The organism is Carboxylicivirga agarovorans (genome assembly GCF_050589845.1).
Taxonomy (GTDB): domain Bacteria; phylum Bacteroidota; class Bacteroidia; order Bacteroidales; family Marinilabiliaceae; genus Carboxylicivirga; species Carboxylicivirga agarovorans.
Map to the genome: position 1 here is coordinate 92,370 of NZ_JBNGPA010000011.1, position 23,269 is coordinate 115,638.

The 23,269-nt window shown below is 40.0% G+C and carries 18 protein-coding genes; 11 read left to right on the plus strand and 7 right to left on the minus strand.

Going from position 1 to position 23,269, the window contains the following annotated elements; all coding sequences use genetic code 11:
* Positions 1–75 precede the first annotated feature (75 nt).
* Positions 76–1,932 (minus strand): alpha-amylase family protein, encoded by a 1,857-nt coding sequence (locus tag ACRD69_RS13135; RefSeq protein WP_430815556.1) that lies wholly within the window; start codon positions 1,930–1,932, stop codon positions 76–78.
* Positions 1,933–1,966: 34 nt separating this feature from the next.
* Positions 1,967–4,390, minus strand: a complete 2,424-nt coding sequence (locus ACRD69_RS13140) for a glycoside hydrolase family 31 protein (protein WP_430815557.1) — start codon at positions 4,388–4,390, stop codon at positions 1,967–1,969.
* 447 nt (positions 4,391–4,837) lie between these two features.
* On the opposite strand from ACRD69_RS13140, the gene ACRD69_RS13145 reads away from it, so the two are divergent.
* Positions 4,838–5,305: a MaoC family dehydratase gene (locus ACRD69_RS13145; protein WP_430815558.1), complete on the plus strand. Its 468-nt coding sequence runs from the start codon at positions 4,838–4,840 to the stop codon at positions 5,303–5,305.
* A 217-nt stretch (positions 5,306–5,522) separates the two neighbouring features.
* Here ACRD69_RS13145 and rbr read toward each other — a convergent pair whose 3' ends face one another.
* Together rbr and ACRD69_RS13155 are read right to left on the minus strand one after the other, a co-directional pair.
* Entirely contained in the window at positions 5,523–6,098 is a 576-nt protein-coding gene (rbr, locus tag ACRD69_RS13150; protein WP_430815559.1) for a rubrerythrin, read from the minus strand.
* 138 nt (positions 6,099–6,236) lie between these two features.
* Positions 6,237–6,938 (minus strand): flavin reductase, encoded by a 702-nt coding sequence (locus ACRD69_RS13155; RefSeq protein WP_430815560.1) that lies wholly within the window; start codon positions 6,936–6,938, stop codon positions 6,237–6,239.
* A gap of 267 nt (positions 6,939–7,205) precedes the next feature.
* Here ACRD69_RS13155 and ACRD69_RS13160 point away from each other — a divergent pair, with 267 nt between their 5' ends.
* The 6 genes from ACRD69_RS13160 (at position 7,206) to rplI (ending at position 11,770) form a co-directional block, all read left to right on the plus strand.
* A complete protein-coding gene (locus ACRD69_RS13160; RefSeq protein WP_430815561.1) occupies positions 7,206–8,039 on the plus strand; it encodes a sulfide/dihydroorotate dehydrogenase-like FAD/NAD-binding protein in 834 nt (277 codons plus the stop codon).
* 2 nt (positions 8,040–8,041) lie between these two features.
* Positions 8,042–9,526 carry an NADPH-dependent glutamate synthase gene (gltA, locus tag ACRD69_RS13165; RefSeq protein WP_430815563.1) on the plus strand — a complete coding sequence of 495 codons (1,485 nt, stop codon included), beginning with the start codon at positions 8,042–8,044 and terminating at the stop codon, positions 9,524–9,526.
* 11 nt (positions 9,527–9,537) lie between these two features.
* Positions 9,538–10,530 (plus strand): dihydroorotate dehydrogenase-like protein, encoded by a 993-nt coding sequence (locus ACRD69_RS13170; RefSeq protein ID WP_430815564.1) that lies wholly within the window; start codon positions 9,538–9,540, stop codon positions 10,528–10,530.
* A 157-nt stretch (positions 10,531–10,687) separates the two neighbouring features.
* Positions 10,688–11,035 carry a 30S ribosomal protein S6 gene (gene rpsF / locus ACRD69_RS13175; protein ID WP_430815565.1) on the plus strand — a complete coding sequence of 116 codons (348 nt, stop codon included), beginning with the start codon at positions 10,688–10,690 and terminating at the stop codon, positions 11,033–11,035.
* 3 nt (positions 11,036–11,038) lie between these two features.
* A complete protein-coding gene (gene rpsR, locus ACRD69_RS13180; RefSeq protein WP_143302667.1) occupies positions 11,039–11,308 on the plus strand; it encodes a 30S ribosomal protein S18 in 270 nt (89 codons plus the stop codon).
* An 18-nt stretch (positions 11,309–11,326) separates the two neighbouring features.
* Positions 11,327–11,770 carry a 50S ribosomal protein L9 gene (gene rplI, locus ACRD69_RS13185; RefSeq protein ID WP_430815566.1) on the plus strand — a complete coding sequence of 148 codons (444 nt, stop codon included), beginning with the start codon at positions 11,327–11,329 and terminating at the stop codon, positions 11,768–11,770.
* Positions 11,771–12,875: 1,105 nt separating this feature from the next.
* On the opposite strand, the gene ACRD69_RS13190 is transcribed toward rplI, so the two are convergent.
* Both ACRD69_RS13190 and ACRD69_RS13195 read right to left on the minus strand, forming a co-directional pair.
* Positions 12,876–13,253, minus strand: a complete 378-nt coding sequence (locus tag ACRD69_RS13190; RefSeq protein WP_430815567.1) for a RidA family protein — start codon at positions 13,251–13,253, stop codon at positions 12,876–12,878.
* Between the two features lie 35 nt (positions 13,254–13,288).
* Positions 13,289–15,961 (minus strand): putative LPS assembly protein LptD, encoded by a 2,673-nt coding sequence (locus ACRD69_RS13195; RefSeq protein WP_430815568.1) that lies wholly within the window; start codon positions 15,959–15,961, stop codon positions 13,289–13,291.
* Positions 15,962–16,162: 201 nt separating this feature from the next.
* On the opposite strand from ACRD69_RS13195, the gene ACRD69_RS13200 reads away from it, so the two are divergent.
* The 4 genes from ACRD69_RS13200 (at position 16,163) to ACRD69_RS13215 (ending at position 22,571) form a co-directional block, all read left to right on the plus strand.
* Entirely contained in the window at positions 16,163–17,272 is a 1,110-nt protein-coding gene (locus ACRD69_RS13200; RefSeq protein ID WP_430815569.1) for an N-acetylmuramoyl-L-alanine amidase family protein, read from the plus strand.
* Positions 17,273–17,352: 80 nt separating this feature from the next.
* Positions 17,353–18,591, plus strand: a complete 1,239-nt coding sequence (locus ACRD69_RS13205; protein WP_430815570.1) for an MlaD family protein — start codon at positions 17,353–17,355, stop codon at positions 18,589–18,591.
* A gap of 312 nt (positions 18,592–18,903) precedes the next feature.
* A complete protein-coding gene (gene dnaA, locus ACRD69_RS13210; protein ID WP_430815571.1) occupies positions 18,904–20,331 on the plus strand; it encodes a chromosomal replication initiator protein DnaA in 1,428 nt (475 codons plus the stop codon).
* Between the two features lie 119 nt (positions 20,332–20,450).
* A complete protein-coding gene (locus ACRD69_RS13215; protein ID WP_430815572.1) occupies positions 20,451–22,571 on the plus strand; it encodes a M3 family metallopeptidase in 2,121 nt (706 codons plus the stop codon).
* A 144-nt stretch (positions 22,572–22,715) separates the two neighbouring features.
* On the opposite strand, the gene ACRD69_RS13220 is transcribed toward ACRD69_RS13215, so the two are convergent.
* A complete protein-coding gene (locus ACRD69_RS13220) occupies positions 22,716–23,252 on the minus strand; it encodes a glutathione peroxidase (protein WP_430815573.1) in 537 nt (178 codons plus the stop codon).
* Positions 23,253–23,269 lie beyond the last annotated feature (17 nt).

Here is a 23,269-nt window from a genome sequence, read left to right on the forward strand (position 1 = left end):
AATTATGTTCCCCGAAAATATTGTGATTAATCAAACACGCCACCTGTAAGGTGTTTGATTGCTGTTCGGTAAAGCTTACTTTATTTGATAAACAAAGGATTGTAATGGTTGTAATGACGTTTTTACGAATCCGGTACCTTCTTTTACTATCAAGGTATTGGATGAACCATACATGGCATCCTCAAGCGCATATTCACCATCAGCTAAACCCCAGGCCTGAATGACTTCAGCTGGAACTTTTAAAGCAAATGAAGCCACATCAGCAGGCTTAAAGCTTGATAGTACAATTAGTTTTTCGTCATTGCTCCAGCGAACAAAACTGAATACTTTATCACTGTAGCCTTCAGTGTTAGCCCTGTTAAAACTGTGGATTTCGGCATATTCACCCATCAAAGCTGAGCTTGTTGTCGAGAAGTTTAATAAGCGCTTGTAGAAATCCCTTAATTCTTTTTCTTCAGCTGACAATTGACCACCATCAAAAGCCCCATTATTGACCCATCGCTGATGATGAGGTACGCCGATGTAGTCAAAGATGCTTGTGCGACTGTTGCTGCCAAAGCCGGCATCTTCAGCTCCCGGCTCACCAACTTCCTGTCCAAAGTAGATCATAGTCGGAGCTGTACTGATGGTTGTTGAAACGACCATTGCCGGTTTGCCTTTTTGCGCGTCTCCAACAAACTCAGGGCTTGCAATTCGCTGCTCATCATGATTTTCAAGGAAGTGAAGCATGTGGTGTTCTATATCTTTTAGTCCTTCCTGGATGGCCGGCAGGTTATCGGTCAATCCGTGCCCTTGCATAATGTGTTTTAAGGTATCATAAAGCTCCACTTTATCATACAGGTAGTCCATTTTACCCTTGTGAATATAATCGCGGTATAAGCTTGGATTATATACTTCAGCCAGTAAGAAAGCTTCGGGATTGGCATTCTTGATCGATGAGTTCATGAAACTCCAGAATTCAACAGGTACCATCTCTGCCATATCAAAGCGAAATCCGTCAACCCCAAAGTCCACCCAGTAAAGGGCAATGTCACGAAATTTTATCCATGAGTCGGGTAATGTTTTGTCTTGCCAATAATCAAAATGAGCTTTCCAGTCCATTTTGTCATAACCTTGCGGTAATTCCGGAAAGTCTTTTGTACCATCAGGACGAACACCGTAATTGATCTTTACTGTTTCATACCAATCGTAAAAGCCCGGTTGGGCCAATCGGGAACCGTTACCTGTCCATTTAGCCGGGTTTTCATCAAATTGACCATCGGCTAAGGGGTGCTCTTCTCCACCCAGTGGTTTGTAGTTGTTTTCAGGAGCTGGTACTTTAAACGATTCTCCAGGAATATAATAGAAGTTGTTATTAATGGCATATTCAACTGATGTATCATCATTGGCACCAAAGTCAACGACGCCTTCCGGGTTGTTTTTGCCTTCGTAATGACGGGCAACGTGGTTAGGCACAATATCAATCAATACCTTCATGCCATGTTTATGTGTTCGTTCCACCAACGCTTTAAACTCAGCTAAACGATTGGCCGGGTCAACTGCTAAATCAGGGTTTACATTGTAATAATCCTTTACGGCATACGGCGAACCTGCACGCCCTTTTACAACATCCGGATCGTCGTTGGAAATACCATATTGTGTATAATCATTGATAACAGCATGGTGAGGGACACCTGTATACCAAATGTGTGTCACACCCAGCTCTTTTATTCCTGTTAATGCTTTGTCGTTGAAGTCATTAAATTTACCTACGCCATTTTCTTCAATGGTTCCCCAGGCTTTGTTGGTCGTGTTGGTGTTTCCAAACAGGCGTGTGAATACCTGGTAAACGACAGCCTTCTGTTTTGTTTGGCTTACCACCTCCTGTGGTTTTTGCTGCTGGCAGGCAATTAAAGCGACCAGCACTGCTGTTAATGATAAGAATCTTCTCATGAATTTAATTATCTAAAGTGTGTTATTTGTTTATCTATTCCGCTATGATCGTTTTGGCAGTGTTGCCTAGTTTGAATTTAACATGAAGCACTCCTGTCTCTTTACAGTAAGCAGCTCCTTCATCCAGTTTTTTAAACCTGGTTGTTGAGTTAGCTATTTTGTACCTGGCTTCACCAATGCTTATGTGTTTTGTGCTGCGCTTGAAGTTGTGCACGACTAATTCGATCTCTCTCTCTTCAGGCATTCCTTCGTATTGATCTTGTTCCGGAGTCAACCTGAAGGTAAGCTTACCATCATTGATACAATTAAACGTTAATGTTTCCGAATGACTGGATAGTTGATCTTTTCTGCTTTTCCCGTCATCGTCATATAAATAGCCATTGCCATGAAGGACAGTATCATCATGATAGTAGTGCAGTATTAACTTTTCAGAGCTATATGCTTCGGTATTCTGAATCAAGGGAATCATTGGTATAAATGAGCCAGCACGTACAAAAACAGGAATGGTCTCCATGTCGACACTAGCTTCAATTGTTTGCCCTCCTTCATACCTTTTACCATTAAAGAAATCGTACCATATGTAGCCGGCAGGTAGGTATACACTTTGCTTTTTAATGCCCTTCTCTATGACTGGAGAAACAAGAAAAGACTCCCCCCATGTGTAGGCATCTGTATAGTCCAGCAGTTCAGGTTTGTTATCGTAGAAAAACAAGGGGCGCATCATAGGCATGCCTGTTGTGCTGTTTTCATGCATTAGCGTATAGTTGTAGGGCAGGAGCTGGTAGCGCAGGTTGATAAAATACCTTACTATGTTTTTAGTGCTGTCAGGCCAGAATACCGGTTCGGGTGGTACATCTTCCTGTGCATGCGTTCGGTAAACGGGTTGAAAAACACCGTATTGTAACCATCGCGTATATAACTCATCGTCTCTGTAATTACCTGCGAATCCACCCAGGTCAGAATGCATATAGGCAAGGCCCTGCATACCCATTTGCAATGATATTTCGACTTGCGATTGTAAACCTCCCCATGAACGACTGACATCGCCCGACCAGGGGATCATACCATAACGCTGAGAGCCGATAAATCCTGCACGCATCAATGTGACAGGGCGTCGTTCCGGGAAATCCTTTTTAAAACCTTTATAGATTACTTTGGCCCACTCATGACCATATAGATTATGAACTTCATCGGCCCGACCATTTACATGTAGCAAATCATCGGGGTGCACTTCGGGTTCTCCCAGGTCGCCCCACCATCCGTCCACACCACTCAGCGTGTGCTTTTTATAGATATTCCAAAACCAATCCCGAGCTTCGGGCTTGAATATATCCAGTAATGCGGTGGTACCAAAAAAGAAGTCGAAGATATATGGTTCACCATCGTCGCTTGTGCCCAATAGTCCTTGTTCGGCGCACTCTTTGTACTTGCCACTGCTTTTGAGTATAAAAGGTTCGGTTATCAATACGGTTTTGATACCTTTTTCTTTGTTACGTTGCAGCATTAATTCAGGCTCGGGGAACGAGTCGCGGTCCCACTCCAGGTTACCCATGTGCCCCTGTACATCAGGTCCAAACCAATATAGGTCAAGTACAATGCCGTCCAGGGGTATGTTGTCCTGGGCATATTTGTCAATGATCGACTCTACTTCCTGCTGTGAGTGATAACCCATGCGTGAGGAGATATTGCCCAGGGCCCAGCGAGGCAACAAGGGCTGGCGTCCTGTTAGTTCGGTAAAATTACTCATCAGACCCGGCCATGAGTCTGATGTCACAACAAAATAGCTCTTACGTCCACCAACACATTCAAACTGCAGGATGTCCGGTTCTGTTTTGCCCAGATCGAGCCAGCCACTCGCACCATTGTCGAATCCCAGCATGTATTTTTCGGATGAGATAAGCAGTGGCATGGAATAATACATCAATTCAGCATATGTCTGGTAGCCATATGAAGCGCGGTTGTAAAGCTGCAGGCGATGCCCGCGACGGTTCATCCCCAAAGCTCTTTCACCTGCTCCAAACAGGTGTTCAGTTTTATTAATGTTAAACCTGAAGCCAGAAATACTATCATTGGCAAAGTAACCTTCTTCCTCAGAAAAGAGGTATTTGTCGATATGAAAATAGCTTATTTTAAAAGGTTGCTTATCGATGACAACTGAAAGCTTGCCTGTTGACAGACGAATTTGCTCATCTGCATCATTAAAAGTTACCTTTCCATCGTATGGTTTGTCAATAATAGCATTGGCAGGAAAAGGGGGAATTGTGTCTGCGAGAAAAAGAACTTCAAGGTTTGAATCTGAGTAGGGTGTAATAACGATTGTTCCGTCAGAAACCTCAATGCTTAGTTTGTTATTGTTGAAGTTAGCAGCGTTAAATTGGCGATTTTCATTCTGTGCAACTACCAGGAAGCTGATAAACAGCAGTAGTAATGCCAGAATGGATGATAATCGATTGGTCATAAAAATGAAATTTTATAATAATATCCTAAAACTTAGGTAGAGGTGCAATTTTGACTAGCCAATTTACGAAATAGGAGTGTTTTATTAATGTATAAGCGATGCTCTTGTGACTGGTAACTTTATGTTTTTTGCAGTTTTAAAATGGTTAATAGTCATATATACAGGTGTTTAATGGTGGTGCGCATGAGTTCAGCAGGTGTAAATGGAAGTTTTAATTTCCATTGTTTTTTTTATGAACTTTATTTGCAAACGTTTTCGGTGATGAGGTGGTCTTTGATGTGGTTTAAGTATCTTGTTCAATGGGGATTAATATGCCTGTAAAAGAGGGAGTGTATTAAGTGTACTGAGAGTTAAAAACGAAATTATCACCCATCATCTGAATAAAAACTAATGAACTATTGTATATTAGCGCCGCAAAATATTTGACAAATAATTAAAGAATATACTATGAGTAAGGTAGTAATTAAGAGTTTTGATGAATTAGAAAAATTAATCGGTAGTGACCTTGGAATTTCTGATTATCATGAATTTACTCAAGAGCAAATCAACCTTTTTGCAGATGCAACTTTAGACCATCAGTGGATTCATACTGATGTTGAGAAAGCAAAAAATGAATCACCTTTCGGTAATACCATTGCTCATGGTTACCTGACAGTTTCAATTCTTCCTCATTTATGGAATCAGATTGTTGACGTGCAGAACCTTAAAATGCAGGTTAACTATGGTATTGAAAAACTAAAATTCAATGCCCCGGTGATTGTTGGAAGTAAAGTGCGTTTGCATGCGAAAGTTAACAATGCTGTCAACTTAAGAGGTGTGACACGTGCAAACATTGGTATTAAACTAGAGATAGAAGGAAGCAGAAAACCAGCATATGAAGGGGAGATTGTTTTCTTGTATCATTTTAATGCTTAATAGCAAAGCGGTTTCGGTGTAATAAAATTCAATACTGGTAACAAAAATTGATACACCAGGTTTTGTAATTTTATAACCACAACACACATAAAAGCCACCAGTCTTACAAAGTTTAAGCCTTGTAAGACTGGTGGCTCTTTTTTTGCCCTGTTACAAGATCAAAAAAAGAGGGCAACGAAACGATGCCCTCCGGAATGCCATTACTTAACTCTGCGGTCTAGAAATTGCATTCGTGTACTTCGAAATATGCTTGTGAGTGTAAACACGCCGGACATGTGTTAGGTGCTTTTGTTCCTTCGTGAATAAAACCACAGTTACGGCACATCCATGTCACTTTACCATCTTTTTCAAATACTTTGCCTTCCATCAGGTTGTTGTATAATTTGCGGTATCTCGACTCATGGTGAGCTTCGACCTTAGCAATCATTTTAAAGGCAACAGCAACTTCTTTAAATCCTTCTTCTTCTGCTATTCTTGCAAATTCAGGGTATAATTCAGCCCATTCTTCTTTTTCGCCATCGGCAGCTGCCTGAAGATTGTCCTTGGTATCGCCAATGATACCTGCAGGATAGCTGGCTGTTATCTCAACCATTCCACCTTCTAAAAACTTGAAAAAGCGTTTAGCATGCTCTCTTTCCTGTTCGGCTGTTTCAAGAAAGATAGCTGAAATTTGCTCTAAACCTTCTTTCTTTGCCTGTTTGGCGAAATATGTATAGCGGTTGCGCGCCTGCGATTCTCCTGCAAACGCTTTAAGTAAGTTTTGCTCAGTTTGTGTTCCTTTTAAGCTTGCCATTGTTTGTTCATTTTAAGGATTAATAATACGATTCATTTTTGCTAGGTCTCGTAAAGATAATTGATCATAGTTTTAAACAATTACTCTTTATAGGCGTATGTCCTAATTTAGGATCTTTCTAAATATATATCTGTCTCATCACAGCTTGTCAAACATCTCTTTGGGCGAGCTGCATGTCGGACAAGTCCAATCATCGGGCAGGTCTTCAAATAATGTTCCGGGAGGTATGCCATTATCAGGATCACCCACAGCAGGATCATAAATATATCCACATGCTAAACACTTGTGTTTTTCATGGGGAGATGAATCTTCATGGGAGCTTGTTAGCTTTGCTTCATCAATGTAGGTGGGTGCGTTTTTAGGCGCTTTTCCTTTTTTAACCGCCTGGTAGTAGGCGTATGTAAGCGGGTTGGCATCGTTGTTCAATACATCACCATCTTCGATAGTTGCAATAAACAACATGTGCGAGCCAACATCAAGCATGTTGTTGACTTTGCAATCGAACCAGGCAATACAATCTTCAGTAACGATCGGGGCACCGGTAGATGCTGTAGAATAAGTTATACTTTCAAATTTATTTACTGACTCACCACTGTTATAGCCAAACAGCCCAATGGTTTCAGATCTTGCATCCTGGCTTAAGATCGATATTGAAAAAACTCTGCTGTCCCTGATCATTTGGCAGCTGTGGTTGTCTTTACTGCAGCTAATGGCAATCTGGGCAGGTTCAGCCGTTACCTGAAAAGCTGTATTAGCCACATAACCGTTAAGTTTATCGCCACTTTTTGTGGCAATAATATACAAGCCATAGGTTATTTTAAAGAAGGCTTCAATATTCATAAGAGTTGGTTCGTTTGTTATTTTGTCTGATAGTCAATTTACTAATAACATATTCGAGATGGAAATCGTGCAGGGGTGAATTTTTGATTTGTGGAAATATTGCTTTAATTTAGAATGGGTGTAAATAATAAATGAATAACTAATATCATTATTTCAGGATTATTCAATCGGTATATTTACCTTTGGAAATTCTAAAAACGGCAAGCGTTTAAACGCTCAGCCTACCTTTTGGTCTCAGGTACTTTAACTAAGTAATTGTTTGTAATAATGAACAGAATTGTTGAAAAGGAGTTTTTTTCAGAGAATGTAGTTCGTCTGGAAATTGAAGCTCCACGTATTGCAAAAGCCCGGAGAGCGGGACATTTTGTAATTGTAAAAGTTGGTGATACGGGTGAACGTATACCACTGACAATCGCCTCTTCTAACCCTGAAAAGGGAACCATCACACTTGTTATTCAGCGAGTAGGCGTTTCTTCACGCCGCATTACCGAGCTGGAAGTTGGTGATGAAGTAACCGACCTTGTTGGACCTTTAGGCGAGGCTACTCACATTGAAAAAGTTGGTACCGTTTTGGCCTGTGGGGGTGGAGTAGGAGTAGCTCCGTTATTGCCAATTGTGGAAGCTCTTAAAAAAGCAGGAAACAAAGTGATAACTATATTGGCAGCACGAACTAAAGATTTGATTATCCTGGAAGACCAGATCAGTCAATATTCTGATGAAGTTATAGTGATGACCGATGATGGATCATATGGTAAAAAAGGATTGGTAACCGATGGTATGAAGGAAGTAATGGAGCGCGAAAAAGTGGATCAGTCGGTCATTATCGGGCCTGCCATTATGATGAAATTTGCCGCTCTGACTACTAAAGAATACAATGTGCCAACCGTTGCCAGTTTAAACACTATTATGGTAGATGGCACTGGTATGTGTGGAGCCTGTCGTATTACTGTTGGTGGTAAAACCAAGTTCGTTTGTGTTGACGGACCAGAGTTTGATGCTCACCAGGTTGACTTTGATGAGATGCTGCTTCGATTAAATGGTTACAAGGAAATTGAAAAAGGAGCAGAAAATGAATATCTAAAATCGAAAGACAATAAGTAGTTATGGCTGTTTCAAAAGAGTATTTAAAAGAAGAAAGAGAGCAGGCATGGCGAGCTGATATCCGCAAACTGCTAAAAAATAAAGAGCGTACCGGTTTAACACGTGTTCATATGGGCGAAGTTGAGCCGGCAGAACGTATCAAATCAAATATTGAGGTTAATACAGGTCTTACCCGGGAGGAAGCGATCAATGAAGCGCGTCGTTGTCTGGATTGTCCAGACCCGACTTGTATAACGGGGTGTCCGGTTGAGATCAATATTCCAAAGTTTGTCAAACGAATTGAACAGGGGGAGTTTTTAGAGGCTGCCAGGGTCTTAAAGGAAACCAGTGCATTGCCGGCTGTTTGCGGTCGTGTATGTCCGCAGGAAAAACAATGCGAGGCCAAGTGTTTTTATCAGCTTAAAATGAAGAAAGAGCCGGTGGCGATTGGTCATCTGGAGCGTTTTGCTGCTGATTATGAGCGTGAGTCAGGACAGATTTCAGTGCCTGAAGTAGCTACATCCAATGGTATTAAAATTGCTGTTATAGGTAGTGGCCCTGCTGGATTGACTTTTGCCGGTGACATGGCAAAAAATGGTTATGATGTCACTGTTTTTGAGGCCTTACACGAAATTGGCGGAGTATTGAAATATGGTATTCCAGAGTTTCGTTTACCCAACAGTATTGTTGATGTGGAGATCAAAAACCTTGAGAAAATGGGGGTTAAGTTTGAAAACAACTTTATTGTCGGACGAACAGCCACTATTGATGACCTGAAGGAGGAAGGATTTGAAGGTTTCTTTACAGGTAGCGGAGCCGGTTTACCTCGCTTTATGAATATACCGGGAGAGAACTATATTGGTATTTTGAGTTCCAATGAGTATCTGACTCGTATTAACCTGATGGATGCAGCCAATCCGAGAACAGATACTCCTATCATCAGTGGAAAAAATGTAGCTGTAATTGGCGGTGGTAATACAGCCATGGACTCTGTGCGTACAGCCAAGCGTTTGGGGGCTAAACGTGCCATGATCATTTACCGTCGATCAATGGAAGAGATGCCTGCCCGCGTTGAGGAGGTTAAGCATGCCCAGGAAGAAGGTATAGAGTTTTTGAACTTAACCAACCCGGTTGAGTACTTTGCCGATGAAAATGGTCGCGTTAATAAAGTACGTGTGCAGAAAATGGAGTTGGGCGAGCCTGACTCATCAGGTCGTCGCCGTCCGGTGCCAATGGAAGGTTCTGAGTACGATATTGATGTTGATACGGTGGTGGTGAGTGTTGGTGTGTCGCCAAACCCGCTAATTCCAAGTTCATTGCCTCAGCTTGAAACCACCCGTTGGGGAACCATAGTGGTTGATGAGGAAAAGCTGCAGACCTCTATTCCGGAAATGTTTGCCGGAGGAGATATTGTGCGCGGTGGCGCAACCGTAATTCTGGCTATGGGCGATGGGCGCAATGCTGCAGCTGCCATGCATAAGTATTTACAGGATAAACTAAACGCTTAAATACCCTTACCATGAAAGATTTAAAAACAACATATTTAGGGCTTCCTATTAAAAACCCGATTGTGGTGGGGAGTTCAGGACTAGCATCAACTATTGGTGGTATTAAAAAGCTTGCCAATGCAGGTGCGGCCGCTATTGTTCTGAAGTCTGTTTTTGAAGAAGAGATTAAGGCTGAAGCAGAGCAGACAGTAGGGCAGCAACTTGGGATGGATGAGAACAACCTGGAGTTTTACGATTACTATGATTACCAGGTGAAAAATGAAGTGCTCGAAAACTATGTTTCTTTGATTCGTGAAGCCAAAGAAGTGGTTGATATTCCAATTATAGCCAGTATTAACTGCAGTAGCTACAGTGAATGGGTGTCGTTTGCCAATAAAATTGAAGATGCGGGAGCCGATGCCATTGAGCTGAATATTTTCAAATTACCATTTGGTATTCATGATGAAGCTGCTGACATTGAAAAAGTGTATTTTGATATTGTCAGAAAAATAGAAGAGCGCATTTCAATTCCTGTTGGTATTAAGCTGGCACCATATTTTACGAATCTGGGTAATATTATTAATCGCTTGTCGCACACCGGTGTCAATGGTCTGATACTGTTTAACAGATTCACATCGGTTGATTACGATATTGAAAATGATCAGGTAATAACCGGAAAAGTATATTCGGGAGCTGATGACTATGTTAATACATTGCGATGGATATCCATATCATCGTCAGAGGCAGGATGTGATTTAATTGCTTCCAATGGTGTTCATGACTATCGTACATTGGTTAAAATGTTGCTGGCAGGAGCATCGTCGGTTGAAATTGTATCAGCCATTTATAAAGAAGGGGCTGAAGTGATTGGTGCCATGTTGAAGGAGTTGGAAAACTGGATGGAGCGCCGCAATGTTGATGCGATTGCTGATTTTAAAGGACGCTTAAGTCAAGGGAAATCGGCCAATCCAGAGGTGTTTGAGCGTGTGCAGTTTATGCGCTATTTTTCAGGTCATAAGCATTAAATTCGGCTATTAAGATATAAATGCAGAGGGCAGAAGTTAGAAAGATAACTTCTGCCTTCAGTGTTTTCACTAAATCGCTAATTTACTGCTTTGTTTCTTACTTTTTTATTTCTATCTTTGCGCCCTGATTATTTAAACCTTCTAAAATTAAGAAGATATGTTAAATCGTTATGAAACCGTTTTCATTTTAACTCCCGTTTTGTCTGATGCTCAGATGAAGGAAGCGGTCGACAAATTCAAAGGTTTGATTGTTGAGGCCGGAGGTAAAATGGTAAATGAAGAAAATTGGGGACTTCGTAAGCTTGCTTACCCAATTCAAAAGAAGTCAACAGGATTTTACCAGTTGTTCGAATTCGACGCTAATCCTGAATTCATTGCCAAGTTCGAAACCGCTTTCCGTCGTGATGAGCGAGTTCTACGTTTCTTGTCATTCAGATTAGACAAATACGCAATGGCGTATGCAGAGAAAAGAAGATCAACTAAAAAAGAACAAAAGGAGAACTAGACCATGGCACAGAATCAATCAGAAATCAGGTATTTGACTCCTCCGTCAGTAGAGATTAAGAAAAAGAAGTACTGTCGTTTCAAAAAGAACAAGATCAAGTATATCGATTACAAAGATCCTGAGTTCTTAAAGAAATTCTTGAACGAGCAAGGTAAGATTTTACCTCGTCGTCTGACTGGTACATCTTTAAAGTATCAAAGAAAAGTTTCGCAAGCAGTTAAGCGTGCACGTCACTTGGCCTTGTTGCCATACGTAACCGATTTGATGAAATAAGAAAAAGGAGGATTTACGATGGAAATTATTTTAAAAGAAGATATTCAGAATCTTGGCCATAAGAACGACATTGTGACGGTAAAGAATGGTTACGGACGTAACTATTTAATCCCTCAGGGACTTGCTATTTTGGCAACTCCTTCGGCTAAGAAAGTTCACGCAGAAAACTTGCGTCAGAGAGCTCATAAAGAAGAGAAAATCAAAAATGAAGCTCTTGAAGTCGCTAAGACACTTGAAGGTAAGTCATTTACTATCGGTGCTAAGGCTTCATCAACCGGTAAGATTTTCGGTTCAGTAAACACTATTCAAATTGCAGAAGCTTTAACTAAGGAAGGTTTTAACGTAGAGCGTAAGAACATTTCTATGAAAGAAGATGCTAAAGAATTAGGTACTTACAATGCAACTGTAAAATTACACCGTGAAGTTAAGGTAGACATCTCAATTGAGGTAGTTGCCGAGTAACACTTTTATTAATCTCGGATAGATTAAAAAAACATTTTTCAAACAGACATAAACCACCATGGGGACATGGTGGTTTTTTTGTGTCCTGTTATCTGGTCCATTCATTTTTTTATGATGCGGAGTTCTGTTGTAAAAGTTTCCGCGAGGATTTCTAATAGCTTCCGCGAGCATAATTAAAAGTTTCCGTGAGGATTTTAATAAGCAGGCATGTGGGCTTTGTATGTGCCATGAACAACGAAGAACGGATCATATGCAAAAGTGGGGTCTAATCTGAAAATGTTTAATTTTGTGGTAAATTAGAATTAAACTAAAGAGCTTATTAAGGAAGTTATCAGCTTTTTTCTATAAGCATAATACACCAGCTTGTATCTAAGATATTTCTTAGGCTGAAAGCCTAAAACATCATAACAAGGGGCAACGCACCTTGCAAGATTAATCGATTAACTGTCAGGCTGTAAGTCTGAAACTATCGCTAATAATATTCAGGCTTATATTCCAGGTTATACTCCTTAAAAAACATCTCAAGCTCCTCTTGATAGGATAAATGCTTATGATGTTCTTATTGGTTGATTATATATCTATTTATGGTTTCTGGTTTTGAACTAATTTGGATAATAAAAGGGTATCTTTCTTTTATGCCAAATGCCAGATGGACATAAAGTTGTGATAATGATTGTCCCATAGTTTATGGATAAGCGTATTATAAATGTTCCAGACCTACAGCCTGGATTGTCATTGTATATATGTGCTTGGGGCGTTGCCCCAAGTTTTGATGTATCAGGCTTTCAGCCTGACATGCAGCTATAATATTATTAAATTTTTCATCAACGGAGAAACTGAAATTTCAGTTAATCACCCTAAACCTAAAATAATAAAAACAGAAGCCAATTTAGAGGTGTGTCAGATGTGAAGTTTTTTCTTTACAGACTTTGTAAAATTTATGCCTGGACCCAGAATTTGGTTCTGATCCCGAAGAACTTCTTCCGGGTGCATTGCCGGTTCTCGACTCATCTTCTTACTTCTTATTGATCCGGCTAAAAAATAAGGCACAAAAAAAGCGAATAACAATTTTGTTATCCGCTTATTGTATGATTTAAAATACTGCTTATTTTACTGCAATAGTTTCAATCTCAACCATTACGCTCAATGGTAGCTCTTTGACAGCGAAAGCTGCGCGAGCAGGAGGGTTCTCCTTGTAGTAAGAACCATATACTTCATTCATAGCTGCAAAGTTGCTCATATCGCTAAGCAGGCAAGTTGATTTTACAACATCGGCAAAAGAATAGCCAGCTTCCTCAAGAATAGCAGCAATGTTTTTCATTACCTGCTCTGTTTGTTCTTTGATGCCACCTTTTACAACTTTACCGGTTGCCGGATCTACAGGAACCTGGCCAGATATGTATAAAGTACCGTTGGCTTCAATAGCCTGGCTGTATGGGCCAATTGCTCCGGGAGCATTTGTTGTTGAAATTACATTTTTCATTTTTATTAGTTTATTTAAGGATTAATCATGTCTTATTAATAGAAACTATCGTTATCACGCGGGTGATTGCGTTTTTCGTATTTAAGGTCCTGCAGCATGCTTGAATTCACCCTGATGGTGAAGAAGTATGATTTATACCGGCCAACCGGAACGAGGTTGAAATTCATGCTCCAACAGTGCAGATCGCGACTGATACCAATGTTGGTGTGAGCTATCTCTTTTAGGTCAAAACTATAACCCGATGCGAAGTTGATCCTCCACTTGGGTGTTAATGACAGGTTTCCGTTCAGGTTAATATCGGAAGTGATCTTGTAATCGTAGGCCATCTTTTTAGGATCAAACTTCTGCCTGTCTTCGGTCAGTCGAAACGAATAATTAATGGATATGTTCCATGGTATTTCAAATTTGGCATAACCGTCATCTCCCTCAACAAAACTCGCATTGGCTCCCTGGAAGGCGGCACGCGGATCAAACTCCTGGTCGTTTAAGGGATCGGGTGGCAAGTCGTTGGGGTCGTCCTGGGTTGCATTCGGATCAGTGGTGCCGTCTTGCCTGTCCTTCTTCTTAAAGGTGTCTGAACCAAAGTTAAGACCAAAGCTCAGATTGGCACTTGTCATACGAAACAGCTTCTTTTGCTGCGAAAATACTGACTCATTAACACGGATCACCTGTCCGTTGAGCGTATCAAGAGCATAAGGATCAAATTGAGCCCCAAAGTTGACATTCGTACCAAACAGTTTTGTTCGACCGGTCATGTTAACTGGTTGCCATTTCAGTGAATCGGCCAGGAAGTTGTAGCTGGTACTAAAGTTTAAGCTTTCCAGTATTTTTAACTTCTTAAAACCGGTTGTATCCTTGTCGCTTTTTACTTTCATTTCAAGTGTATTACCTAAGCTAACACTCATTGAACCTGATTTGCCCCGTCCCGGCGTTCCATATAAAGAGCCTTCATAGTACGAGTAGTCGTGTCGAACAATTTCGTCGCGTTCTTCATCGTAGTATTCAAACCAATCGTAATAGCCGTAGCGTGAATCGCCAAAGTCAGGACGGTAAGACATGGAAACAGATGGTGTGGCCACGTGTCGGATGGCATCAACCTTATCACCAAATAGTTTTCTCCATGGTTTGAAGAACGTGTATATCTTGGTCGAAGTTCCGGCACTTAAGCTATAGTCATACACACGATTAAAACCATTAATGGTATCGGTATTAACAATGCTTTGAGATTCTTCGTCGTAACCTTGTTCTATTTTCTTCAAATACCAGCGTTCGGTATAGTTGAATGATGGCGTTACGGTAAAATGCTTCAGAAATTTAAGGTTCATGGCAACAGGGATGCTGTGTCTGACCCCGTTTTGCCATTGATTGGCCAGACTTTCGCCATCTAAGCCAAGTTCAGATTCTTTCGCGTGAACGTAGTTTTTCAGGTTACCGGTGTAAGAAAGGCTGATCTTCTCCAGCATATTTTCCTTGGTGCCGACCTTATCTTTCTTTTTAAAAGGATAGAATCGGTTAACTGTGAATGTTAAATCAGGAATGGTCAAGTCAATAGTTGTATCCCTGCTGTTTTGCGAGTGTAGCAAGTTGGCAGAAAAGTTATAGGGTTTACCCGCCCATCTTTTGCTGTATGAAATACTAGATCGCTTGGTGTTGGTTGATATATTATTATTGGCCGGGTTATAAAGGTTGTTGATGTTATTCTGGTCAAATGAACTGGTTGAGAAATTTACACTTGCCGAGAACGTTTGATAGGGATTGGCTTTGGCGTCCTGTCGGTGCGTCCAGTTAATGGCCATGTCCTTTGTTTTGCTGTAATCAGGCAGGTCTTTCTCACTAAAAATATTGGTTATATACTGGAAATTAAAACGTCCGCCGTATTTATACCGGACTTTATAGTTGGTGCCAGTTCTGATTGCCCAGGAGCCATTGGTAAAAATATCACCTTTAACCATAAAGTCGAAATAATCACTGGCAGCCCAGTAATATCCTCCATCGGTCAAACCAAATCCCCTCACTTGCTCATCGCGGTATGATGGAAACAGGAAACCGGAGCTATAGGAGCTGGTTGTTGGTATGATTGCAAATGGAACCAGTATGGGAAGCTTGACGTCTTCAACAACCAGGTAGGCGGGCCCTGTAACTGTTTTCTTACCCGGAATAACCTTAGCCTTGGTTAAATTGAGGTAAAAGTGAGGATGGTCATGATGATCACAGGTTGTGTACTTGGCATCCTTCATGCAATAGGAGTTGTCTTCTATTTTTTTTGCTTTGTTACCAACAACAAACCCTTCGCCCTGTTCGGTTACAATATGCTCAATAATGGCTTTTTCTGTTTTGAAATTATATTTCATGCGGCGCATCGTATACTCGCCACTGGGATCGGTAAATACTGGTAATCCTATCTCATTGCCCAATGAGTCAACGGTTCCGTATGCCAGTGCAGTACTGCTGTCCATATCCAGTACAATGGTATGTGCTTTTAGTAAAACATCCTGGTAACTGACCTGGGCATCGCCATACATATATGTTTTTTGATTCTCATTATCCAGTCGTATAGAATCCTTAGCGCTGTATTGAACTTCTGCATCAATTATAAATGAACCGGATTCTTTTTTAGTTGTATCAGCAGCTTCTGGTTGCTGTTGATCAACCCGCTGTAGGTTATTCTCTTGTGCATTTACAAAAGCGTATAAGTGGGAGAGACTCATTAATGCAACTGTTAATGCGATAGTTTTGAGCGTCTTGTATGCCTTAAGTCTAATTAGTGTCAAAGTGGTATTTTTTTCAAGCGTTCACAAAAATAGTCAAAAATTGCGCACATGCAGGCTCTCTCTGTAAAATATGCCTTAAGCATTGCTTTTTTAAGTGTGTATAATTTTCCTATTTTTGAACAGTAATAATGTAAAAGTATGACAATTTATTTACTAAATACACGCCTGAAATTTTTTGTCTGTATAAGTGTTTTAGCTCTTTTTAACACTTTCGTTAGTGAGGGACAGGAGGCTATGCAGTTCAGGACTGTTGTGATTGATGCCGGACATGGAGGGAAAGATCCTGGAGCTGTTGGTAAAACGTCAAGGGAAAAAGACATTGTTTTAAATGTTGCTTTAAAACTTGGCTCATATATAAATGAATATTTACCCGATGTGAAGGTGGTGTATACCCGCGACAAAGATGTATTCGTACCATTAAATAAGCGTGCTGAAATTGCCAATAAAAGCAAAGCGGATTTATTTATATCAATACATGCCAATGCCATTTCAACGCCAAAGATATATGGTGCTGAAACATTTGTTCTTGGACTTCACAGGACTAAAGAAAACCTGGAGGTTGCCAAAATGGAAAATGCGGTAATTGTGTTGGAGGAAGATTATACCACAACCTATGAAGGCTTTGATCCTAATTCGGCAGAGTCATATATTATATTTGAGTTGATGCAGAATATACACATTGATCAAAGTATTCAAATGGCGTCTTTGGTTCAAAATCAATTTAAAGAAAGAGTAGGACGTCGTGACCGGGGTGTTAAACAAGCCGGTTTTTTGGTTTTAAGAAAGGCTACCATGCCCAGTGTTCTGGTAGAGCTTGGTTTCTTAACCAATAGTACCGAGGAGAAATTTATTGCTTCAGAAAAAGGACAAACCTACATGGCTTCAGCTATATTTAGGGCAGTTAGGGCCTATAAAGAGGAGTTTGACGCTAAAAGTACAATGGAAGACATTGCACGAAGGGCTGATGAAAAAGAAGCGCAGCAGGTTAATTACAGAATACAGGTGGCTTCATCTAAAAAGAAGATCAAAGAAGGTACACATATCTATAAAAAGTTTGATGATGTGTGGGAATTTAAAGATGGTGAACGCTACAAATATACTACCCGGTGCAGTTCTGATTATTCTGCGATCTTAAAGTCCCTTGAAGAAGTAAGAGATCAGGTTTCTGATGCTTTTATTATTGCCTTTAAGGGTGATACAAAGATCGGTTTAACAGAAGCTCGCGCCTACCAGAAGGAACAAAACTAAGAAACCGTCATTTTACTTGCATTTTTGGTATATTGCTGTGGTAAGGCAATCCATTACAAATGAAACCAAATAACTCAATAATGAAGAAAGAAGTTAAGATAGGAGTAACAGTATTTATTGCTTTTCTGATCGTTGTATGGGGATTTAACTTTCTCAAGGGGCGTAATATTATAGAAGTTGGCAAGTCTTATTACGGCGTTTATGATCGCATTGACGGACTTACCAAGGCCAGCCCTGTTTTTTTCAGAGGGTTTAAAATTGGTTCGGTTCGTGATATTGAATTTCATCCCTATCAGCCCAATCGATTTTTAGTAACATTTTCTTTATTTGAGGAGATTCCAATTCCTGCTGATTCAAAAGCGCAGATCTATAGCCTGGATTTAATGGGTTCTAAAGGTGTGCAGTTCATCGGTGGCTCAAGTCGGGATATGTTGGCTGTAGGAGATACTATGAATACATCGGTAATGGGCGATCTGGCCGATAAAATGAGCATGGAAGTATTGCCTTTAAAAGACAAAACAGAGCGTTTGATTGTTAAGCTGGATACTGTATTGACAAATATTGGTGAGATGTTTGGTCAGGAAAAGGGACGTTTTAGCTCCAGTATGTATAACCTGGAGCGCTCTATGCGCAACTTTGAGTCAATAAGTCGCAACCTGGCTAAGAAGATGGAAGATGATGGTGATGTTACTGTCATGCTGCAGCGAACGGATTCCCTCATAGCCATGCTATCTGCCCAGCGTCCTCATATTGATTCTACTTTCTCTAATCTTGAGAAGTTTACAAGTCAGTTGGAAGCTGCCAATATTGACAAAACGGTAGGGCAGTTAAGTGCCACCCTGCAAAGTGTGAACCTGTTAATCGACAGTATTAATGCCGGAAAAGGTTCCCTGGGTAAGCTTATGCATGATGAAGAGTTGTATGCTTCCTTATCAGAGGCCAGTAACAACCTTAATCGCCTGTTGATTGATGTGCGGCATAATCCAAACCGGTACGTGTCTTTTTCTGCCATAAATATGGGAAAAAAGGTCGTTGTGAGTGATCAGGCATATGGGGTTGGAGGAATTGTTTTTGAAGTGGTCATTAAAGAGTCCAAACAGCCTCTTGGATTGGGTAATGAAATACCAAATAGTGGAATTAAAATCTACGAAGATTATCGCAAATCGAAGTATATTTATACTTGTGGACAGACAACTGATTTTGACGAAGCTCAAAAAATATTAGATGAAGTGAAGCAATTCTATGACGAATCTAAAATTGTCGCGTTGGAAGATGGCGTGCCGATCAGCCTGAAAAAAGCCCTGAAAAAGAGGCGATAATAAATGTTCATACTGTTAAGTAGTAGGGGCTTGAATTTTTTTTCAAAAAAAATCAAGGCATCTTCAATAAACACACAAAAGGTTTAAAAACAGGGCATTTGGTATGTTAACTAAAAGTTTCCTGAAGAATATAAGTGTCAATAAATCAACGGCTTGCTGTATTTAGTTTTAATTGCTTGATTTCTAGGCACCAAATCTTCCATTTTAAAATGTCAAGCTTTAGTATGTTTTTTTTTCATTTATTTTTTCACAATTTTTGTTTTCGCATTTGAGATAGTTAGCAAACATAATTCTATAAAGGAAACAGAAAGAATGGAAGTCGATTACAAAAGAATTTGGGGTAATTGCCTGAATGTGATTAAGGATAATATACCTCAGATTAGTTACCAAACCTGGTTTGAACCTATTGTACCTGTCAAAATCGATAAAGACGTTTTAACGATACAGGTGCCTAGTCTTTTCTTTTATGAGTACCTGGAAGAGCAGTATATTGACTTATTAAGCAAGACGCTCAGAAAGGAACTTGGTAGTAATGCCAAGTTAGAATATAATGTGGTAATGGATAATGCACATGTGGCTAATCAACGTCCATATACCTTAAATTTTCCGACAAGTAACAAAACAGACCTTCGTAATCGACCTGTGAGTGTTAATAATCAGGAAAAGCCCGATATTCGTAATCCTTTTGTAATACCAGGAATTAAGCGATTAAGCGTAGATCCGCAGCTTAATGGTGATTATAACTTCGAGAATTTTGTTGAAGGTGAATGTAACAGGTTGGCGCGTAGTGCCAGTTTAGCGGTAGCTAAAAATCCTGGTAAAACAGCATTTAACCCCTTGTTCTTGTATGGGAACTCAGGTTTAGGTAAAACTCACCTGGCGCAGTCAATTGGAATTGATGTTAAGCGTAATATGCCTGAGAAAACCGTTTTATATGTTAATGCTAACAAGTTTCAAACCCAGTTTACCGACTCGGTAAGAAATAACTCTCAAAATGACTTCCTCAATTTTTATCAGATGATTGATGTTTTGATCATTGATGATGTGCAGGAGTTTGCAGGCAAGACAAAAACACAAAATACCTTCTTCCACATTTTTAATCATTTGCACCAATCAGGTAAACAATTGATTTTAACATGTGATAAGGCTCCGGTTGAACTTCAGGGAATGGAAGACCGATTGTTGTCACGTTTTAAATGGGGTTTGTCTGCTGACTTGCAGATTCCTGATTTTGAGACAAGAGTTTCTATTCTTAACAAGAAGATATATAAAGATGGATTATCGGTTCCGGAGGAGGTGATCTATTATATTGCCAGTAATGTGGTAAATAATGTTCGTGAACTGGAGGGAGCATTGATCTCTTTATTAGCACAGGCGACGCTGAACAAGAAAGAGATAACCTTCGAAACAGCTAAGCAGATCATTGATAAGCTGGTTAAAAAGACGACTAAAGAGATTTCTATTGATTCTATTTCCCAGACAGTATGTGATTACTTTGGTCTGGATCTGGATATTTTACAATCCAAAACGCGCAAGCGCGAAATAGTGCAGGCCCGTCAGATTGCCATGTTCTTTAGTAAGGGCTTAACTAACTCATCACTGTCAACTATCGGTGCAAAAATCGGTAAGAAAGATCATGCCACTGTGCTGCATGCCTGTAAGGCCATTAATAATCTGATTGAAACTGATAAGGATTTCAAAGGACAGATCAAAGAAATTGAGGCGCAATTGAAATCATAACTCGAATTAATAAGTTGCAAAACATAAAGACATCTCATTTAGGGATGTCTTTTTTTTATACTTTTGGCTTTCGAGCTTAATTGAAAGCTATAATGAAATCCAATCAAAATCTAGTAACAATGAATAAATTATTTAGTGTTTTGATGGCCTTACTGGTGCTGGTAAGTGCATGTCAAACCAAGACAAAGACTACAGAAAGTATGAATCCATTCTTTACTGAGTATGAAACGCCGTTTCAAACACCTCCTTTTGATATAATTAAGGTTGAGCACTATATGCCTGCTTTCGAAAAGGGTATGCAGGAGCAGGTTGAGGAAATTGATGCAATCGTCAATAACTCCGCTGCGCCTGATTTTGAAAATACTATTCTGGCTTATGATCGTTCAGGAGAATTGCTTGATAAAGTCGGAGCTGTGTTTTTTAATGTGCAGGGTACTGACAATAATGACGAGATACAGAATATTGCAAGAACAATTACGCCTTTGTTGACCAAGCACTCTGATAATATTTCCATGAACATGGGGCTTTTTAAAAGGGTTAAAGCAGTTTATGAGCAGCGTGAGGAAATGAATCTGACGCCTGCACAAAAGCGGGTTACAGAGAAATATTATAATGACTTCGTTCGCAATGGTGCTGAATTATCGGCTGATGATCAGACCAAGCTAAAGAAGCTAAATGAGGAGTTGTCGAATTTGCAGCTTTCATTTAGTGAAAACCAGCTTAATGAGACAAACAATAACTTTAAATTAATCATTGATAATGAAGCTGACCTGGCAGGCTTGCCGGAAGGTGTTAAATCGGCAGCTGCTGAAGCCGCTAAAGAAAATGATATGGAAGGTAAGTGGGTGTTTACATTGCAGAAGCCTAGTTGGATTCCATTTTTACAGTATGCGGAAAATCGTGATCTGCGTGAGAAGATCTATCGTGGTTACTTCATGAGAGGTAATAATGATAATGAATTTGACAATAAGGAAATTGCCCGTAAAATGGCAATGTTGCGCAGTGAGCGGGTTAAGTTATTGGGCTATGATACGCATGCTGATTATGCCATTAACGTTAATATGGCTAAAACACCTGAAAATGTAGAGGAGTTTTTGATGGGGCTTTGGGAACCAGCTCTAAAAGTAGCTAAACAAGAGTTGAAAGAGATGCAGCAGATAATCGACCGTGAAGGTGGAAAATTTGAATTGCAATCATGGGACTGGTGGTATTATGCCGAAAAGTTGAGAAAAGAGAAATATGACCTTGATGAGTCTGAAATTACACCATATTTTAAGTTGGAGAATGTGCGCGATGGAATGTTCTGGGTAGCTAATCAGCTTTATGGCGTGACATTTACTAAAATCAATGATATTCAGATTTATAATCCTGAAGTAGAGGTTTTTGAAGTCAAAGAGGCTGATGATAAGCACATTGGTTTGTTATATCTTGATTATCATCCACGTAGCAGTAAGCGTCCTGGTGCGTGGCAAACGAGTTTCCGTGAATCAATTACAAAGGATGGTAAGAAGATTTCACCTTTGGTGTCATTGGTTTGTAACTTTACCAAACCTACGGGTGATATGCCGGCATTATTAACATTTGATGAAGTGAGTACCCTGTTCCATGAGTTCGGACACGGATTACATGCTTTATTCACAGCTGGGGAATATAGCCGAACAGCAGGTGTGGTGCCTCAGGACTATGTTGAGTTGCCATCGCAGATTATGGAAAACTGGGCTGCTGAGCCAGCAGTAATGCGCCATTATGCGCGTCATTACAAGACCGGTGAAGTGATTCCTGATAACTTAATTGAGAAAATTCAGAAAAGCGGTCACTTTAACCAGGGGTTTGCAACGGTTGAATACCTGGCGGCTTCGTTGCTTGACCTTAACTGGCATAAATTAAAAGCCGGGGAGACAGTTGAGAATACGGTTGCTTTTGAAAAAGAAGCGATGGATAATATTGGTTTGATTGATGAAATTATTCCAAGATATCGTTCAACATACTTTGGTCATATCTTTAGCAGCGATTACTATGCGGCTGGGTATTATGTGTATATCTGGGCAGCTGTTCTTGATTCGGATGCTTTTGATGCCTTTAAGCAAAGTGGTGATATTTTCAATAAAGAATTAGCTGCTAAGTTCCGTCAGCATTGCTTGTCGGAGTGTGGTGATGATGAAGGAATGGTTCAGTACCGTAAGTTCAGGGGACAGGATCCTTCACTTCAGCCTTTATTAAATAAACGTGGTTTAAACTAAGCCTGGTTTTAATATAAAATTAAAGGTCGATGCATGCGCATCGACCTTTTTTAGTTTTTGAAGAAAAGCTACCGGGATAACAGAAAGAATGCATTTGAGATAGTAGAGATCTGAAGCCGGTAACTTTCCCAATCATACAAGTTTTTATGATGTAATCCAGTCAATTATTTCCTTATCGTCAGGTTTGGTTTTAGGAGATATTACTTTTACAATTTCACCTTTTTCGTTAATCAGGTATTTTTGAAAGTTCCATTTAACCTTACTGTCTTCGAAGTTGTTAAGTGAACCTGTTGTCAGCCATTTGTAGAGCGGGTGAATGTCGTCGCCTTTAACCGATATTTTACTCATCATCAAAAAGGTAACGCCGTAATTTTTCTCGCAGAATGTTGCAATTTCCTCATCTGTGCCCGGTTCCTGTTTCATGAAGTTGTTGGCCGGAAACCCGATAATGGTAAAGCCATCGCCACCATATAGTTCGTATACTTTCTGCAGTTGTTCATATTGAGGTGTTAACCCGCATTTACTGGCAACATTGACAACCATTACTTTTTTACCTTTTAACTCTGATAAATCAAAAGCTTCGCCTTCAATGGTTGTTACTTCAAAATCGTAAAATGACTTTTGAGCATCGCTTGTAAAACAAATAATTGCCAGAAATAATGTTGTTAGAATAAGTTTCATAATTGTGATTGTTGTTT